The sequence below is a fragment of the Saprospiraceae bacterium genome (assembly GCA_016709995.1).
Taxonomy (GTDB): domain Bacteria; phylum Bacteroidota; class Bacteroidia; order Chitinophagales; family Saprospiraceae; genus JADJLQ01.
In genome coordinates this window covers 1,625,885-1,644,423 of the sequence record JADJLQ010000001.1, presented here as the reverse complement: position 1 = coordinate 1,644,423, position 18,539 = coordinate 1,625,885, and the positions used below count along the sequence as shown (strand labels likewise).

Annotated in this window: 12 protein-coding genes; 9 read left to right on the top strand and 3 right to left on the bottom strand. The window is 41.5% G+C overall.

Annotated elements, in window-relative coordinates; all coding sequences use genetic code 11:
* Position 1: 1 nt before the first annotated feature.
* The 3 genes from IPJ09_06900 (at position 2) to IPJ09_06890 (ending at position 3,722) form a co-directional block, all read left to right on the top strand.
* A complete protein-coding gene (locus IPJ09_06900) occupies positions 2-1,108 on the top strand; it encodes an ABC transporter permease subunit (GenBank protein ID MBK7371157.1) in 1,107 nt (368 codons plus the stop codon).
* A 2-nt stretch (positions 1,109-1,110) separates the two neighbouring features.
* Positions 1,111-1,911, top strand: a complete 801-nt coding sequence (locus tag IPJ09_06895; GenBank protein ID MBK7371156.1) for an ABC transporter ATP-binding protein — start codon at positions 1,111-1,113, stop codon at positions 1,909-1,911.
* Between the two features lie 170 nt (positions 1,912-2,081).
* Positions 2,082-3,722: an alkaline phosphatase family protein gene (locus tag IPJ09_06890; GenBank protein MBK7371155.1), complete on the top strand. Its 1,641-nt coding sequence runs from the start codon at positions 2,082-2,084 to the stop codon at positions 3,720-3,722.
* Between the two features lie 65 nt (positions 3,723-3,787).
* Here IPJ09_06890 and IPJ09_06885 read toward each other — a convergent pair whose 3' ends face one another.
* On the bottom strand, positions 3,788-7,129 hold the full coding sequence (locus IPJ09_06885) for a fibronectin type III domain-containing protein (protein MBK7371154.1): 3,342 nt from the start codon (positions 7,127-7,129) through the stop codon (positions 3,788-3,790).
* 467 nt (positions 7,130-7,596) lie between these two features.
* Between IPJ09_06885 and IPJ09_06880 the strand changes: the two genes are divergently transcribed.
* The 5 genes from IPJ09_06880 (at position 7,597) to IPJ09_06860 (ending at position 14,656) form a co-directional block, all read left to right on the top strand.
* Positions 7,597-8,046 carry a GNAT family N-acetyltransferase gene (locus IPJ09_06880; protein MBK7371153.1) on the top strand — a complete coding sequence of 150 codons (450 nt, stop codon included), beginning with the start codon at positions 7,597-7,599 and terminating at the stop codon, positions 8,044-8,046.
* Position 8,047: 1 nt separating this feature from the next.
* Positions 8,048-9,193, top strand: coding sequence for an aminotransferase class V-fold PLP-dependent enzyme (locus IPJ09_06875; GenBank protein ID MBK7371152.1), 1,146 nt, complete (start codon positions 8,048-8,050; stop codon positions 9,191-9,193).
* Between the two features lie 22 nt (positions 9,194-9,215).
* The gene (locus IPJ09_06870) at positions 9,216-10,898 is read left to right on the top strand and encodes a D-aminoacylase (GenBank protein ID MBK7371151.1); all 1,683 of its coding nucleotides are present in this window, start codon (positions 9,216-9,218) and stop codon (positions 10,896-10,898) included.
* A gap of 152 nt (positions 10,899-11,050) precedes the next feature.
* Entirely contained in the window at positions 11,051-13,075 is a 2,025-nt protein-coding gene (locus IPJ09_06865) for a TonB-dependent receptor (GenBank protein MBK7371150.1), read from the top strand.
* A gap of 78 nt (positions 13,076-13,153) precedes the next feature.
* Positions 13,154-14,656 carry an alpha-L-fucosidase gene (locus IPJ09_06860; GenBank protein ID MBK7371149.1) on the top strand — a complete coding sequence of 501 codons (1,503 nt, stop codon included), beginning with the start codon at positions 13,154-13,156 and terminating at the stop codon, positions 14,654-14,656.
* Positions 14,657-14,692: 36 nt separating this feature from the next.
* On the opposite strand, the gene IPJ09_06855 is transcribed toward IPJ09_06860, so the two are convergent.
* Complete coding sequence (locus IPJ09_06855) at positions 14,693-15,118, bottom strand: DUF393 domain-containing protein (GenBank protein MBK7371148.1); 426 nt, start codon at positions 15,116-15,118, stop codon at positions 14,693-14,695.
* 112 nt (positions 15,119-15,230) lie between these two features.
* Here IPJ09_06855 and IPJ09_06850 point away from each other — a divergent pair, with 112 nt between their 5' ends.
* Positions 15,231-15,794, top strand: a complete 564-nt coding sequence (locus IPJ09_06850) for a DUF4197 family protein (protein ID MBK7371147.1) — start codon at positions 15,231-15,233, stop codon at positions 15,792-15,794.
* A 210-nt stretch (positions 15,795-16,004) separates the two neighbouring features.
* Here IPJ09_06850 and IPJ09_06845 read toward each other — a convergent pair whose 3' ends face one another.
* Positions 16,005-18,383, bottom strand: coding sequence for a zinc-dependent metalloprotease (locus IPJ09_06845; GenBank protein ID MBK7371146.1), 2,379 nt, complete (start codon positions 18,381-18,383; stop codon positions 16,005-16,007).
* Between the last annotated feature and the right edge of the window lie 156 nt (positions 18,384-18,539).

Here is an 18,539-nt window from a genome sequence, read left to right as displayed (position 1 = left end):
AATGAAAGACTGGTTTAAATTGAGAGGTGATCTGGAAGGATCATCCAAATATATTGCGACAGCTATAGGTTTTGTATTGACCATTTTATTATGGTGGGTATTGGCAGAAATCTTTTCAAAAAACAGACCCATCTATCCTGGTGAAGACAATACTACGATGGAACTTATAGACTCAACCAGCAATCAATCTAAAGTAAAGCTTTGGGACGCCGGCGCTAAGACTGATGATGCTGCAGCAGTACGTTATGAAAAAGTCTATCCATTGCTACCAAGGCCTGATCAAACATTATTATCCTTCAAAGCTTTATTTACAAAAGACAACCTGGTGGGAAATACTTTACATTCTTGTTGGCTCAACCTCCAAGGATATTTTTGGGCTATACTGCTTGCTTTGCCCTTTGGTATGTTTTTATCACTATTCCCTGTTTTTAAAGTAATGTTTGCCAGGCAAGTCGATGCGATGAGATATTTGCCATTGTCTGCTCTAACCGGCTTATTTATTATATGGTTTGGTCTAGGCGACTCTATGAAAATTGCTTTCCTGGCAGTGGGTATCATCGTCTATCTTGTACCGGTAGTCATGCAACGAATCAAGGAGGTTGAAGACAATATGTTGCAAACCTCCTATACCATGGGGGCTACTGCCTGGCAACAGATCAAAAAAGTATATATTCCTGCTTCCCTATCGCACCTTATTGACGATATCAGGGTGCTGACGGCTATTTCGTGGACCTATATCATTATAGCAGAACTTTTAAATAAAGAGACAGGGATCGGAGCACTGATTTATACGAAAGCCAGGCTTGGACAGACTGATCGGGTTTTTGCTATCTTGATTGTGATTACCCTGGTCGGGCTTTTTCAGGACCAATTATTCCAATTAATTGACAAAATCATCAATCCTCACAAATATTATAAAAGCCGTGTTGATGGTCTGTCTGATGCCTCAATTGGCTTTATGGCCTGGGTTGCAGCTATCATTATCGGCATTTTGGCTGGTATGTTTCCTGCTGTAGGAATAATGAAATATGGTGCTTGGATCTTAGGTGCAGCAGGAACACTTTTTTTTGTGCTTGGTTTTTTCAAAATTAATAAAGCAAACCAATAGATATGTTTGAGGTGCAGGATACAGACTTACCTAACCTGATTGAGCTTAAAAATATAAGCCAATCATATGATGGGGGTAAAAATTTTATTATCAAGGATCTCAATTTATTGATAGAAGATAAGCCGGCACAAGGTCAGATGGTGATACTTTTGGGAATGTCCGGATGTGGCAAGTCAACCCTGCTTAGATATATCGCCGGACTCCAACAGCCTACCCAGGGCGAAGTTCATTTGCATGGTAAGCCCAGGACTGAAGCCGATCACGTTGGAATGGTTTTTCAGCAATATTCGTCCTTTCCATGGATGACCGTATTAGAAAACGTTGCAATTGGTCTTGAATTTAAAGGGGTGCCTGAAAACGAAAGAAAAGATCAGGCTATGGCGATGATAGAACTTGTGGGTCTGGCCGGGCACGAGAATAAATTTGCACAATATCCTACCTTGTCCGGTGGACAATTACAACGCGTAGCAATAGCGCGCAGCTTATTGGCTAATGCTGAAATTTTATTGATGGATGAACCCTTTGGAGCTTTGGATATAAAGACCAGGATCCAAATGCAGGATCTTCTGCTTGAATTGTGGAATAAATTTAGCTCTACCATTCTTTTTGTGACTCATGATATTCGTGAAGCAGTTTACCTGGGTGACGATATATATTTCATGAAATATGCTCCTTCCAGGATCGTCGAGCATATAAAAGTCGACCTGCCTTTTCATAGAAATCAAGACACAAGACGACTGTCCAGGTACAACGAATTGATCTATGAAGTAGAAGATGCAATGTTTAAGATTGCTGCCTTGTAAGTTGCAATTATTTAATCTGACCTGTTGTATTTTGTGGTGTTACATGCCGATGTTAGTAGTATTTTTGATCTGATAGCTCATAACTTTCAAAATAGTTCATTCTTTCTTTCTTAAAAGTGGCCATGTTTTATTTCAATTAATATAAAATATTCTTTAACTGAAATTTTCATATGAAGTCAAAAATAAATATCCTGTTAATTAGCCTGTGTTTATTGTTGTATGGTTATTCATCCATCAGTCAATCATTAGACACCCTGGTACGGCCTAAACTCATAGTAGGTATCGTTATAGATCAAATGCGTCATGATTATATATATCGGTATTGGGATAAATACGGTGATGGAGGTTTTAAGCGCCTGGTCAATCAAGGATTTTCCTGTGAAAATACCCAATACAACTATGTGCCTACCAATACGGCCCCAGGTCATAGCGCGATTTATACAGGTACTACACCAGCATTTCATGGGATCATTGGCAATGAATGGTTTCAGCGCTACAGTCGAAAAGCTATGTACTGCGTGGAGGACCCGACTGTAAAAGCCGTCGGAGGGGTAGAAGCCGCTGGCAAAATGTCACCGGTCAATTTATTGGCAACCACCATTACAGATGAACTTAGATTATTCACCTACGATCGGGCCAAAGTGGTAGGACTATCGCTGAAGGACAGGGGCTCTATCATACCGGCAGGTCATCATCCGACTGGTGCATATTGGTTTGATCCCAATACTTTAAATTTTATGACCAGCACCTTTTATATGTCTAAGTTGCCGGGATGGGTAGCTGATTTTAACAATAAAAAATGGTGTGAAGCTTTACTCAAAAGAGGATGGACTACGCTCCGACCTTTGAATGAATATACAGAAAGCCTCAGTGACGAGAATGATTATGAGGGCAGATTGGCAGGTGATAAAAGGGCCACTTTTCCCAGGGAATTTGATGCTTCTAAACCGAATTCAAGTCAGATTTTAAGCACGCCGCTGGGTAATTCGCTGATAACTGAGATGGCATTGGCTGCTTTGAAGGGGGAAAGCCTGGGTCTGGATAAAATCACTGATTTCCTGGCGATCAGCTATTCTAGCCCGGATTATGCAGGACATTTATTCGGACTGCAATCGGTAGAAGTAGAGGACCTTTATTTAAGACTCGATCTCGAATTGAGCAGATTATTAGATTCACTGGACCAGGTAGTAGGTCCCAATCAATACCTGTTGTTTTTATCAGCTGATCATGCAGTGGCCCAAGTGCCTCAATTATTAAAAGATCAGCATTACCCAGGAGATTATTTTAAAGGCAGCAAAATGCTCGATTCCTTAAAAGGTTACCTGGATGATGCATTTGGTCCTTACATTATAGACGGCTTCAGCAACAATCAGATTTATCTCAATGAAGACCGGATAAAAAACAAAAAGCTTGATCGCCCGGCTGTTGTATTGGGTATTAAAAATTTTGTAAAATCTTTTGATGGTGTGATCGATGCCTTTGAGCGCAATGAAGTGCCTTTTCTCTCCCCTGTCAATCCTACGTATGGCATGATCCTTTTAGGCTACTATCCACCCCGAAGCGGTGATATCATGATCATCACCCAACCAGGATGGTTTGAAAGTAGTTTTACCACGGGGACCACGCACGGATCGCCTTACAAATATGACACCCACGTGCCCCTGTTGTGGTATGGATACCATATCCAGCCTGGTAAGTCGTATAAACAATACGCACCCATTGATATAGCTCCAACCTTAAGCCAAATATTAAATATACCACTTCCAAGTGCCAGCATAGGCCAAGTGATTACCGAGCTATTCCATCAATAAAAAAGCCTGCACTTTTGAAGTAGCAGACTTGATCGTATCCAGTATTAAAATAATTCTTTCGCGGCTCAGCTTATTTTTAAAAACTTGACGGCTTTATAACTTTGGTTTGCCGCTTCAGCTTTGAGTATGTAAAAGCCTGCCGGGAGATCAGCCACATTCATAAAGCCGCTGCCTGCTGAGATACTTGTTTTTTTGTGCAATTTTCCCTGGAGGTCAAATACGGAGATTGAAGCATTGGTAGTGAGGCCAACTAGATCAATGGTTAATTGTTGTCTTGTAGGATTAGGTGAAAGTTTGACAGTCCAATCTGTTTTTTCTGACAGGATAGCATTAAATTCTATTTGGGCTGTATTGGTTTGGATCCGGAGAGAATAACATCGATCGTCATGGTGAGAATTGTTCCAGCCATAGACTCTTGCATAATAGGCACCGGGGCTCAAATAGAGATTGACCTGCTCTGGCTTTAAATCTGAATTTTGCGATATACCCATACTGGCTCCTGAACCCGAATAGACCCGTAAGTCATAATCTGCAGGGAGATTGGTCAGGTCTATCGTCAAATTACCGCCTACGGTCACCATGAATTTGTAAAAATCATTGTCCGCTGCAGGACTGATTTTGCCCATGATTTCTTCATTCATTGAAATTGGCTGGGCGGTAGTAAAACTCTCATTTTCTTTTAAGTCCATTGATCCCGGACATGTATCAGCAGCGGCCAGGGTATTAAATTGAGCATTGGCGAAGGAAGAAGAACTGTTTCCACTGCAGTTTGATTTTACCCTCCAGTCATAAATTGAACTTGTAGATAATTTGTCCAATTGATACATATTATTGCTTACTGTTATTGTTGTCCATATAGCTGCAGTAGTAAGCTTATATTCAAGTTGGTAACTGACAGCTTCGGCATTACCAGACCAACTCAAAGTAGTCGTGGTGGCATTCATATTGGTTGAAGTCAAATTGGCTGGCACATTACAAACTGTAGGTGTAGGCGGAGCGGTGGAGCCCGATGCTTTAAATTGAGTTTGGGTATATCCACTGACGCCGGAAGCGCAGTTGGTTCTTATTCTCCAATCATATACTGTACCAGCTACCAAACCAGACATATTTATTGTTGTAGCCGAGGTGTTGGTCAATACAAGCCAGCTGGCAGAAGTAGCTTTTTTAAACTCGATGGTATAGTTGAAGGCACTGGCGACTGCTGTCCAGGATAAGTGAGCCGATGTCTGCGAAATATTAGTAGTACTCAGATTGGTTGGAGCAATACAAGTACTTGGCGATAAGGTCACAAAATCTGATGTGGTATAGCCACTAGTGCCAACAGAGCAGTTTGATTTTACTCTCCAGTGGTAAGCGGTAGATGCTTGCAGTCCGGATAGTACAGCCGTAGTACCGGTCGTATTATTTAAATGGTTAGTCCAATTGGTGGCGGAAGCCAACTTATAGTCAACCGAGTAACTGGTGGCATAGGTATTCGATATCCAGGACAACGAAGCTCCTGAAGTATTGATATTTGTGACGGAAAGACCAGTTGGTGGAATGCTGGTACAATTGATGGCTGTAAGCGTGGTAAATTGCCCTGAAGTATATTCAGAATTGCCTCCTGTACAATTGGCGGCTATCTGCCATTGGTAGGTGGTATTTTGTGAAAGACTTACCATATTGAATGACTGTGAAGTCACAGTGGTAGATGCAGTAATCCAGGCTGTCGTCCCAAGGACTTTATATTGCATGCTATAACTATCGGCTCCAGGTACTGCTGTCCAGTTCGCAGTAGCGCTACTGGTGGTCACATTGGTCACTGTTAATCCGGTAGGAGGTGTTGAGGTACAATTTGGTGTTGCAAGAGCTGTGGTGAATTGAGATTCAGAGTATGCTGAATTGGTGGAACCACAATTTGCCTTAACCTGCCATTGATAAGTTGTGCCTGGGATCAGGCCCGCTAAGTTGACGGTCAGCGCTGTAGTGGAAGATGTCAATACAGTCCATGAGGTATTTGTTGCTATTTTATAGTTTATTGAATAAGACGACGCACCGCTGACAGCTGACCAGTTCAGGCTAGATCCCGACACAGTAATGTAGGTTGCACCAAGACCTATAGGAGGAGTGCAGATAGGAGCCGGTGGTGCTACGGTATTGCATGCTATGACACAAGATCCGTTATTGATGGCATTTAAGATCAGGGCTTTTGGTTGAGGGCCAAATCCATTATTGAAATTGATGCCTATGCTGGTAAGATGACAGTAGGACATGATAGTGCCACCGTTAATTGGGGTAGGGCCAGCGCTGCAGGTGCCTTCTGGGGCATGACAATTATCTATGGGGCCACCGGGCCAATTACAGCTATGGGTATGGGGTGAACCTAAATTATGGCCTATTTCATGGGTGATGACCTCAGAAGTCCACGAGTATGCAGGTAAATTAGAATAGCTGGGTAATACCTCCGCATAACTGTATGGTCCTGCTGCTACAGAAGCTATATATGGAGAACATAATGTGCTCAGCCAGGCGATGCCTGATAGACTTCCAGCGGATTTTAATCTTACGAGTTGTGCGATATTGCCATTAAAATTTAATTGCTTTGCACGACCAAAGTCGGTCAATGCAGTAGAGGCAGAGGCATTATAGGGTTCAGCATTGGTCCATACAAATATCTCGGAGATCTTAACATTGATGCCTTCTCTCACATATAGAGCAGACACTACATTGAATACTCCGTTGATATAATTGACAGCTCCAATGGTACCACCTTTATTATTGTATACGCTATTGCCCAATTCAAAATATACATTGACGCATCCATCAGCTGCACGCTGTTCTAGTTTGGGTAGATTGATATGGCTTGATTTTTCGATATATCCTGGCAGAGATTCACTCATGCAATCTATGGATGGAGCTGTTGCTTGTGCTGCATCATACACTAGGTAGGACTCTCTTCTGAGAGCATTGGATTGCCCCACCACATATTTTTTATTTCCAATAGTATTGATGACGGCCACTACTTCATCATCAAAAAAACTGATGGCTGCAAAACTCCCCGGTTGTCCATCAATCTCTCCCTGATAGAATAGTCCCGGCTCATAAGAGACTGTTTCTTTCCGATCATTTTTAATATTAAAACCGGCGGCTAAAAAATTATTTTTTTCAAGATTTAAGACGATGTCTCCGTCCGGCGTAGGGATCATCATAGAGACTCTTTCATCTTGAGTAGCTTTTAGTTTAGTATATAATAATCGGTCATATTGGATGACTCTTATTTTCTGATTAGACCTTAATGTATTCCATTGGACTTCTTGCTGAAGATCTCTTTTAAAGATTTCTATAGGTATGGATTGTGATCTGAGGATTGTAACGCCTATAATTGATAATATAATTGTCAGAAATCTGGACTTTGAAAATGTAGGCATCGATGAAGGTTTTGGTTTTCTTAGAATCTTAAAGTAGAGTTAATACGGAAGGGGTCTCTGCTTTATTCTTTCTTTAATTTTTTTAACAAATAATCAATTTAACTTATTGAAAATGAATGAGTAATAGCAAGTAGCTGGAAAGAGTATCTTCTCGCTGATTATGATATATTTAACCATATTTATTTTATTCTGAACAAAGGCATTTTCACCTGTTCAGGTCTCTCTTTCAGAGGCAAAAATCTTACTTCTGAGATTTTTTAAATTGTATATAGACTCAACACAGGGCTGGCGAAAAGCATAGTGTAGCCAACACTATACAAGCTATCTTTTTGGGGGAATTTTTGAATTTTCAATAACTGTGCCAAAAGTGTATTTTCCATATGTGTTTTACATGGAGGCCGCGATAATACTACGTGTTTGTAGACCCTAATTGCTTGGTATTATTTTGATTTAGAGTATTATTGTGAATGAAAATATTAAGGCTCGATCTCAGCCATGTAGATGATCTGGTTCCATTGTTTGATAGCTATAGGCAGTTTTATAGAAAGCCTTCAGATTTAGCCGCTGCAGATGCTTTCTTACGGGAGAGGTTGTCGCTGAATGAAGCGATTGTGTTTGGTGCATTCGATGACGGTCACTTGATTGGCTTTACTCTTTTGTATCCTTTGTTTTCATCTACGAGGATGAAATCTTTTTACTTACTCAATGATTTATTTGTTTTGCCAGAGTGTAGAAACAAATCTGTGGGTAAAGCACTTTTAAATAAATGCAAACAATTTGCCACCGAACAAGGCAAGGCAGGACTCATGCTAGAAACCGAAAAGACCAATGATGTCGGAAATCATTTATATCCAGCCAATGGCTTTCAACTTATAGCGGATTCCAATTTCTATTTTTGGGAAAATTCAATTTCATAATATGCTGATTTGTCAAAAAGATAAATTTGAGTTCGAGGAAGGCATCACTTATCTCAATGGAGCCTATATGTCACCTTTATTGAAGTCGGTAGCTGAGATAGGCTGTGACCATCTTAAAAAGAAAATGCAACCCTGGCGGATAGCGCCTGCTGCTTTTTTTGATCAGGTCGATAGACTTAAGTCGCTGGTATCACGAATGCTTAATATTGATACCCCTGATCGAATAGCTATAATACCCTCCGCCTCTTATGGCGTAGCCAACGCAGCAAAAAACATTGATTTCAAAAAAGGCGACCGTATCGTATTGCTGGACCGGCAGTTTCCCAGTAATTATTATATCTGGAAAAAAATTGCTAATCAAAAAGAACTTCATATAGATATAGTTTCACCTCCGGCCCAGAATCAGGATCGTGGAAAAAAGTGGAATGCCAATTTATTGGATGCAATCAATGAAAGGACCAAAGTAGTCAGTATGGAGCATGTCCATTGGACGGATGGCACTTTATTTGATTTGGAAGCGGTTAGAAAAAAAACAAGACAAGTCGGGGCTCTGTTGATAGTGGATGCGACCCAATCAATGGGAGCTTACCCATTTGATCAACAAATATTCCAGGTGGATGCTTTGATAGCTGCTGCATACAAGTTTATGATGGGACCTTATGCCATGGGCTTAGCTTATTACGGCCCTGCTTTTGACCAGGGCCAACCTATTGAAGAAAATTGGATTAATAAAGAGGGAAGTGAAGTGTTTGAAAAATTATTGGATTATACAGATGAGTATAAACCTGGAGCATCGAGGTATAGTATGGGCGAGCAGTCACAGTTTATACATGTGCCGATGCAGATAGCCGCCACGGAACAATTGTTGTCCTGGGGTGTCGATCATATACAATCCTATTGCGCCTCCCTGGTGGATCCATTATTGTCTGTCCTGGAGCAGCAAGGTATATGGATAGAAGATCAGCCGTATAGAGCCAATCATCTTTTTGGACTTAAACCTTCCCAGAATATCACCCCAAAATTAAAGCAGAACCTGATGGAACACAAAGTATATGTATCCTATAGAGGTGATACTATTCGTGTATCTCCAAATGTTTATAACACCTTGGAGGATCTTCAAAAACTGATTAACTTACTTTCTTCATAAATTGCAGATCAATCTTTGCCATATGAAATCAATACTCGCCATTTATCTAGTTTTAGCCTTGATAGGATGTAAGCCAACTCCGGTCATGGTAGATCACCTGGTACATAACGCGATGGTTTATGATGGATCTGGGCGAGATCCGTATATGGGCTCTGTAGGCTGGAGTGGGGACAGTATCACCTATATTGGACCAGACGCCGGGGTTACATCCCCAGACAATATGGATGCTCAGGGCATGATCATCAGTCCCGGATTTGTCAATATGCTTAGTTGGGCACCGGAGACCCTCATCCATGACGGGCGATCCATCAGTGATTTATCGCAAGGCGTGACCTTAGAAGTATTTGGCGAAGGTACCAGCATGGGCCCTATCAATGAAACGATGCGCAAAGAAATGATGTCTTATATGGGGGATCATCCTTACGAGATAGGTTGGACTACTTTGGGCGAATACCTAACCTTCCTGGAAAGTAAAGGCGTATCCTGCAATTTTGCATCATTTATTGGTGCAGCTACTCCCAGAATTCATGAGTTAGGATACCAAAATAGGTTGGCTACCCCTGAAGAAATGATTCGAATGAAAGGTTTGGTCACACAGGCTATGCAGGAAGGCGCTATGGGAGTGGCTTCGGCTTTGATTTATGCTCCTGGCACCTATGCAGACACTCAGGAGTTGATCGAATTATCCAAGGCAGCTTCAGCGTATGGTGGAATGTATATTAGTCATATCCGATCTGAAGGCAATCAAATCTGGTCAGCCCTGGACGAGGTGTTCACTATTGCTCGTGAGGCTGCTATTCCGGCAGAAATATATCATCTTAAAATCAGTGGTAAAGAAAATTGGCGATATCAAGATCGATTGGAACAAAAAATAGACAGTGCTCAAAAGTCGGGTCTCAAAATCACCGCTGATATGTATAATTACACTGCCGGAGCAACAGGACTTGATGCAGCTATGCCTACCTGGTGCCAAGAGGGTGGTTATCCAGCTTGGGCTGCGCGGTTGAAAGAACCGAAACAACGAAAAAGAATCCTCAATGAAATGGAGACGCAGACTAATGCCGGTTGGGAAAATTTCTATAAACTCTGTGGACCTGAAAATATGCTTACGGTAGAATACTTCAACAAAGATCTGAGAAAATATGTCGGCAAGACCATTTCGGAAATCTCTAAAGAAAGAGGTACATCTGCCGCGGAAACCATCCTGGACCTCGTCATCGAAGATGGCAGCAGGGTAGGGGTCATTTATTTTATGATGTCAGAAGAAAATGTAAAACGCAATATTGCGCTGCCTTATGTCAGTTTTTGTAGTGACGCAGGTTCTATTGCCAATGAGGGTATGTTTTTGGAAAACAATGTACATCCAAGGACTTATGGCTCATTTGCCCGATTGTTGGGTAAATATGTCAGAGATGAAAAGGTGATCCCGATGCAAGAAGCTATTCGCAAACTCACTGCTCTGCCCTGCGAAAATCTAAAAATTAAGGATAGAGGTCTGCTTAAAGTCGGATATAAAGCTGACCTGGTGATTTTCGATCCTGCCACGATCGAAGATCATGCTACTTTCGAAAAACCACATCAATATTCTACCGGCGTCCATCATGTTTGGGTCAATGGAGTACAGGTCATCAAAGAGGGGCAACACACCAATGCCAAACCAGGCAGAGCCGTCAGGGGACCCGGATGGAATGGTTTTCAAAAATAAACTGCTGCAATCGCTGGCTCGCAGTAGGTTAATAGCTTCATTAGAGTGAATTTTTGCATCCGATTTCATTATTTAAAAATTTAATAACATGATGAAATAGGTGGGCTCGAACAAGCCCAATATATTGGACCATTGAATTAATACATATTTGTATGAAAAACATAGCTAATCCTATTTTTATTTTACTTTTTGCTATCAATATTGGTAATGGACAGGCATTGGATTCTATGCCAAAAGTACTCCTGCCCAATATCATAATCGATCATCAGGATTTAGATAAAAGTCAGGGAGTTAGACCTGTCCTCAGTATTTCTTCCAAAGATTTAGATGAAATGGGGGTGCTGACTCTGGTGGATGCATTGAACAGGCTTCAAGGCATAAGCCAGATTAATACCGGCTTTATATCCAGACCGGTCATGAGGGGACTGTCCGGCAATAGAGTACAGGTCATCCTGGGAGGCTTAAGATTGGAAGATCAAAAATGGGAAGACGAACAAGGCCTTGGACTTTCTACGGCAGGTATAAAAAAAATAGAGATCATCAAAGGACCTGCTGCACTTCGGTATGGACCAGAAGCGATTGGTGGGGTGATCAATATAGTTGAGGATATGATTGATTCACTGGATTCAGATACTCCGGATCGAAAGAGTAGCCATTTAAATTTAAAATCATTTTCTAATACACTTGGCTTTGGACTCGACTACACCTTAAATAAAAAAAATCCCGGGGGCAGCTCTTGGGCGGCCAATATAAGTGTCGAAAATCATGCAGATTATGCAGACGGTCATGGCCATCAAGCTGCCAATACCAGGTTTGCCATGTATAATTTAAAGCTTGGTCATCAACTTACTCATGGAAAATGGAAAACAGACCAAAAGGTATACGCTTCATTTGGGCAGTTTGGATTTATTAAGGATTCTTCAGAAATCAGAGAAATTTTAAGCGAATCCAGGTTTAGCAGGGAGTTTGAAGATGAACATTACAAGGTATTAAGCCTGATATTTAGCGATAAAAACATTTATACTATCAATCAGACTACTTCGTGGACTAGTCAGCTTGGTTGGCAATCGAATATCAGAGAAGAATTAGAAGGGGAAAAAGAAACTGAATTGGGCCTTACTTTGAATACACTTAATGTTAATAATATACTCGAAAAAAAAATTAATCCTAATCTACATTGGGTGGTGGGACAATCCATAATTTTTCAACTCAATCAAAACTTTGGATCTCGCATTATTGTGCCTAATGCCAATACTTTTGAAGCAGGGCTTTTTACTACGCTCACTAAAAAGATTCATATAGGTCAAACTCAACAAATGCTGATTGAAGCAGGGGGTCGCTACGATTTACGGACCTTAACGCCTAAGACCGGCAGAGATGATTTTCCTAATCTTCCTTTGCAGGATGATCGAATCAGAAGGGGCGTGTTTAACTACTCCTGCGGGGCGAGTTACCTAATCGATCAGTTCAAAATCAATATCAATCTTGCTACTGGATTCCGACAGCCTAATCTTGCAGAAATGTTTTCAGATGGACGCCATGAAGGCACCGCTCGCTGGGATTTAGGCGATCCGGGACTTAAAAGTGAATTTGCTATAAATGAAGAATTTTCCCTCAATTATACCTTCCAGCGGTTTAAAGTGATAGGGACGATCTTCAATAACAGGTATAAGAATTTTATTTTCATTGCTCCTTCCGGGGATTTGATTGAGTCATTTCCAGTGTATAAATATTTGCAATCGGATGCCAGGTTAAAAGGATTTGATGCCGGAATGGAGTGGAGCTCGGGAAAGGTGATAAATCTTGGGATGGATTATTCTTATCTCGTGGCCAAAAAAGATGATGGCTCGTGGCTCCCTTTGATACCGGCTAATAAATTTAGAGGCAATGTCCATCTCTTGATGCCACATTCAATAGGCAAAATTCAAAATATTAACCTGGCCTTTCATTCTGTTTATACTGCCCCTAAAAATCAGGTCGCAGCAGCAGAATTGAGGTCGCCTTCCTACTGGCTTCATTCTATTTCGCTGAGTGCCAGATTGAAATCTTTAAAATGTATTCTTACCTGCAATAACTTGACCAATACTTATTACAATGACCATCTGTCACTGTTGCGTCCCTTAGGAATAAGAGATATTGGTCGCAATGTGGTTTTGAATCTTGGATTTGATTTTTGAGAAAATGGACTTAAGCAGAATAAATTGAAGTAAACAGTCCTTTTTATATATTTTCATCTTATTAATTATTCAAATATTATGAAAACACGACTGCTTGTATGTATGCTCTTTTTGACATTAATGATTTCGATCAATGCTCAGACCAGGTATGATCCAACTTTTCAATCACTTGACTCAAGGCCGATACCGTCCTGGTTTGAGGATGCCAAATTTGGAATTTTTATACATTGGGGGCCTTATTCGGTACCTGCATGGTCACCCAAAGGCAGTTACTCTGAGTGGTACCAGCGCTGGCTGTTGAATAAAAAAACAGGTGGCAATGTAGCACCTGGTGCAAAAGAAATCTGGCAACATCATGAAGAAGTCTATGGCCCTCATTACAGTTATTACAATTTTGGTGATGAATTTAAGGCTTCGGACTTCGATCCGAAATATTGGGCTAAGCTTTTTGAAAATGCCGGAGCTAAGTATATCGTACTGACCTCCAAACACCATGACGGATTTTGTTTATGGCCTTCCAAGGAAGCTGACCGAACCTGGGGGTTTCCCTGGAATAGTTATACCACGGGTGCTAAAAGAGATCTTATTGGAGATTTAAAAGCTGAAGTCGATAAGACCTCCGTAAAATTTGGCCTTTATTATTCTATGTATGAATGGTACAATCCATTGTATCTCAAACCAGATAAAAAAGATTTTGTCGAAAATCATATGTTACCTCAAATGCATGAACTGATCGACAAATACCAACCCTGGTCTTTCTGGACTGATGGATCATGGGACCATCCTTCAGAGGTGTGGAAGAGCAAAGAATTCTTAGCTTGGCTGTTCAATGACAGCCCTGTAAAAAATACGGTTGTGGTAAATGGGCGATGGGGTTCTGATATTAAAAAAGGAGGGCCCTATGTCGGAAATTTTATTTCCACCGAATATGATGGGGTAGAGGCTTTGTCCAGGCCCTGGGAAGAATGTAGGGGCATCGGTTTTTCATTTGGATATAATAGCAATGAGGATATTGCCGATTATAATTCTTCTGTTTCGTTGGTCCATATGTTGATCGATATAGTCAGTCATGGGGGCAATTTGTTATTGGATATAGGCCCGGACGGCCAGGGCAAGATCCCTCCTGTGATGCAAGAACGTTTATTAGATATTGGTGATTGGCTCAAAATCAATGGCGAAGCCATTTATGGAACCAGAAAATGGAAAAACTCAGCGCAATGGTCGGCCGGCAAACAAAGTGATGGCGATACGTACAAAAAAGAACATAAGCTGGCTTATCTGGGCGGAGATTTTATTTTAAAACAAACCATTGATCCGGATCCGGGTTACGCTGTAAAGGAATTATTTTTTACTACCAAAGATTCTAATTTATATGTCATTCTGCCTAAATGGAATTCTACCGGCAAGATTGTAATCAAAGGTCTAAACCTGAATAAAAATAAAGTGATCATGGTGGAGAGTGGTCAGGTACTGAAGTATAAAAATTCTGGACCTGATGTTGAAGTCAGCTTGCCTGTCTTTGATCCTAATGTCATAAAAAGCAAATATGCTTATGTGATCAGGATAGAAGGTGTTAGCTGACCATTTATAAAATTAGGCAAGTAGTAGTCCTGATGATTATACTTCTCTAAATCTGTTTTTTAGTGCTTGGTCTGGTATGAGGCAAGCTTTCTCACCAAACCAACTATACCGATTCTTTGCGATAAATCGATACACACTGTCCCGAATGAATCTTGGGAAAAGCAATCCAAACTTACCCAGCCACCTGGCCCCTCCTCCAAGATGTACCATTACTTTCAGTGCTGCATCAGAGAAGATATAGACCTGGTGGCCATCCCACAAAATGACGGAGTCTATATCAGCGGCCAGAGGATATGAAGCGATGATCTTTTGACCAAAGGTTGATTGTAAAGTGGCGAACGAAAACACTTTTTTAGTATCTCTTTTGAGAATCCATTGAAAAAAGGCATCGCACAATACACAAGTGCCGTCAAAAAGAAGTACGGGTTGATCTTGTAGGTTAAATGCCGATGAATGATCCATTTTAGTGATTACAAAGGTATCGGAGAAGATGTATCAGTTGGGTTATTTATTTTGAGTGATGTGTCTTATCAATGATTCCTACGTATATAAAATAGTAGTCAATATTAATGATATGAAAAAATTATTATTACTTTTTGTTATTTTAGGCATGACAGGGTCGGGTATTTATGCTCAGGATAGCCTCACTGCCGGCGAAAAGCAGCTGTTGGTTTTATTTGGTACCATCTTTAGCGAAGCCAAACACAAAATCATCGAAGACAGCCGTACCAATGGTAATAAAAGTATCATGGGTAATGCCCTCCTGGAGACCATGAAGGGGCTCGCCAACCGGACCAAAGATCAGATCCTTACCTCCGGACCTGACGCCTCCTGGGTCAATCTACCTGACTTATTACAACAAAAAAAGGAAGTTTTAATCAGCCGTGGCAAAGCAAACCTTTTGCAAAATTTTAAGTCTTCTATTGAACAAGCTGCCATCAATGCCTTAAATAACTCTCTCCTGGCCATGGTAGATCAACTGACAGAGATTGACCCTCAAAGCCTGGTCACTGTCACCACTGCACAATCTGTATCCATCACTGATATCTTTTACAATTCCAATAAAAGCAAAATGGTGAATGCCGTAAAACCGGTGGCAAAAGCGGCCTTTAAACTATCTGGTGGTAAAAAGCTCTAGAATAAAATTGAAAACGAGATAAAGAAGTCAGGTGGGCCGAAATTAAACATTGATAATACCGAATTTCTCGCTACAGCGGCAACAGAATATTTCTTTAAAATGCTCAAACAAGAAGAGACTGGCATTAAGAAAAATCCACTACGTGCACTGGACAGCCTGATTGATGTATTGTTTCCCCAAAAAGGGTGATAATACAAACTGCTTTTTAAATTAATTTTCACTCCAACACCCGATCGGCGACCCATCCGGCATTTTAACTGATGAGGGTATAATAAAACTCGAAGGATCAGCTTTGAATTTTTTTATCAGCGACAAAATATAAGTGCCTTGAATCGAACTGCTGCTATTTACCTGAGCTTCAAGGGCTGAAATAAATTTACCCGTAGGGGCGATTACGGATGAAGGGAGATTTGTATCTGCCAATAATGACAATACTTTTTGGATGTACACCCTTTCAGTATTCAATTTTATTTCCTGCTGCAGACCATTCACAGCCACGTAACCGCCGATTTTAATATGAATCGTCTGAAGGTAACTCAGCAAACTCAAATGGCTGGCATCCCGGGCATTTTGTTCTACGATCCGCATGAGCCGCTCACTGTTTAGTAAAAATCCCAGGGTGTAGGTGGTCATAGCCTCCGCAGCAGATAGGGGGTCAAAAGTAAGTCCGGTATTGGATTCAAAGTTTTCCCGATCCCGACTGTATCCCAGGGGCTGTGGAGGAATCAATTGAATGATGCGTTCTGGCAATGCCAGTTCCGCCGGGCTGATACTTTGCAATATGCTGTTTAATGCCGAGGCTTGTTTGTCCGCAGTCAACATCATATTAGTTGTCTGACCATCCCCTTTCAAAGCATAATTGTAATCTACACCTCCGATCCATTTGGACACAGCTTCCACCTGGTAGCGATGACTGAGGTATAAGGGTACCAAAAGATTTTCGAGGATTGCCATGGGCTCGCCCGTCCTGATAGTGTTTACACCAAATTGGTTTAAAGCTTGTATTCTCACTTTCATCATTCGATTTAGTTCGTCGACAGCGTTGCTGCCATTGTCCCATAGGTGTGTATAAGCGTGAGCGCTCCCTGCGGGCCTGCCATCCTGGTCTGAGAGATATTTCCATCCTTGATCAATGGTCTCTTGCATGATGCGAATGAGTTGCGGGTTTTCATCAGTACCGGCAGGAAAATCCTGATATCCCCACAGGATGGCTCTTTTATCCCATGCACCAATACCAATATCATACGCGTTAGAAAAATCAACCTTCCCGTCTTTAAAGTCAATCACCGGATGAGGATAGTCCATCACCGAGGCGCGATCATTATAGCTGGATGCATAGTTATGAGACAGGCCCAAAGTATGACCTACTTCGTGTGCAGCGAGTTGCCTTAGGCGGGCAAGCGCAAGGTCCGTCATTGGTGCTGTATTCAGATCATCATCCTCAAATGGCGAAGCCATGCCCTGCGCAATCAAATAGTCCTGTCTTACCCTCAATGAACCAAGTGATACATGTCCTTTGATGATTTCTCCGGTTCGTGGGTCGGTCACAGTACTTCCATACGACCAACCCCGTGTACTTCGATGCACCCATTGGATGACATTGTATCGCACATCTAATGGATCGACATCTTCTGGCAATACCTTTACCTGGAAGGCATTGATATATCCGGCGTCTTCAAAGGCTTGATTCCACCAGGCAGCTCCTTCCATCAACGCTGATTTGATCGGTTCCGGACACCCGGGATCCAGGTAATAAATGATGGGTTCAATAGCTTCGCTGCTTGGTGCACCAGGATCTTTTTTAGCCAGACGATGCCTTACTGTAAGCATTTTATTGATTGGCTCAGAGATGGGTGTTGCGTAATCGAAATAGGATATATTGAAAAACCCTGTTCTCGGATCAAATTTCCTGGTTTTATATCCATGGTCAGGCAACTCTACAAAGGAGTGATGCTCATGCACGGTCACTGCCTCCGGGCTCGGCACTACGCTCCTGATATAACTTCCGGCAGGCTTGCCGGTGAAGGTGAGCATTACATCAAATTCAGAGTTTTTGGGGAAATTTTTAGTGCGCTCCATGGCGATGGCACTCCGGGATGGATCGAGCCGATAAGAGCCTTGCTGGGTGGATTCTAAACGGCCACTTACATCGTGCACATCTTGCATTAGAAGCGGAGTCAAGTCTATGGTCAATATTCCGTTTTCTTCTTTGTCTATGGTAAAACCCCAAAGAACGGATTGGGCAAAAGCTTCTTCGACAGATTTTTTCTCAGCATCGTTGGTAGAGATCGCCCTATAGTCATAATTGGGCTGAATGAGTAAAAGTTTGTTGGCAGCCCGTACAAATTTAACGATGCGTTCTCTGCCTAACTGACCTCTATCCAGTCCGATATCATTGGATCCTACCCCGGAAGATAGACTGGTGACATAAAGAAACTCTTTGTCCAGTTCTTTTACTTCCAGACTGATTTTTCCGTCTTTATGAGAATAGGTGTAATTGAAATACCCCTGGAAGGATTTAGAATCTTGGGCCTTTAATTCAGTAAACCAGGTGAGCAGGCCAAGGGAGATAAGCATAAATTTTTTCATAGATGGATTTTGAGTTGGGTTGTAAATATAATTCGTTGGTTTGGAATAATTATTTTGAAATGTGCAGTCACTGACCTTTAATTTCAATTGCGATTGCTGGATGACAAATTGCATCGGCATGGATTGACCTCCTGTTAGGATTGGGGTAAATGGTGT

Bases quoted from the DNA above. Each gene is read 5' to 3' on its own strand.
- IPJ09_06900 (MBK7371157.1), top strand. From the start codon at position 2: ATGAAAGACTGGTTTAAATTGAGAGGTGATCTGGAAGGATCATCCAAA.
- IPJ09_06895 (MBK7371156.1), top strand. From the start codon at position 1,111: ATGTTTGAGGTGCAGGATACAGACTTACCTAACCTGATTGAGCTTAAA.
- IPJ09_06890 (MBK7371155.1), top strand. From the start codon at position 2,082: ATGAAGTCAAAAATAAATATCCTGTTAATTAGCCTGTGTTTATTGTTG.
- IPJ09_06885 (MBK7371154.1), bottom strand. From the start codon at position 7,129: ATGCCTACATTTTCAAAGTCCAGATTTCTGACAATTATATTATCAATT.
- IPJ09_06880 (MBK7371153.1), top strand. From the start codon at position 7,597: ATGAAAATATTAAGGCTCGATCTCAGCCATGTAGATGATCTGGTTCCA.
- IPJ09_06875 (MBK7371152.1), top strand. From the start codon at position 8,048: ATGCTGATTTGTCAAAAAGATAAATTTGAGTTCGAGGAAGGCATCACT.
- IPJ09_06870 (MBK7371151.1), top strand. From the start codon at position 9,216: ATGAAATCAATACTCGCCATTTATCTAGTTTTAGCCTTGATAGGATGT.
- IPJ09_06865 (MBK7371150.1), top strand. From the start codon at position 11,051: ATGAAAAACATAGCTAATCCTATTTTTATTTTACTTTTTGCTATCAAT.
- IPJ09_06860 (MBK7371149.1), top strand. From the start codon at position 13,154: ATGAAAACACGACTGCTTGTATGTATGCTCTTTTTGACATTAATGATT.
- IPJ09_06855 (MBK7371148.1), bottom strand. From the start codon at position 15,118: ATGGATCATTCATCGGCATTTAACCTACAAGATCAACCCGTACTTCTT.
- IPJ09_06850 (MBK7371147.1), top strand. From the start codon at position 15,231: ATGAAAAAATTATTATTACTTTTTGTTATTTTAGGCATGACAGGGTCG.
- IPJ09_06845 (MBK7371146.1), bottom strand. From the start codon at position 18,383: ATGAAAAAATTTATGCTTATCTCCCTTGGCCTGCTCACCTGGTTTACT.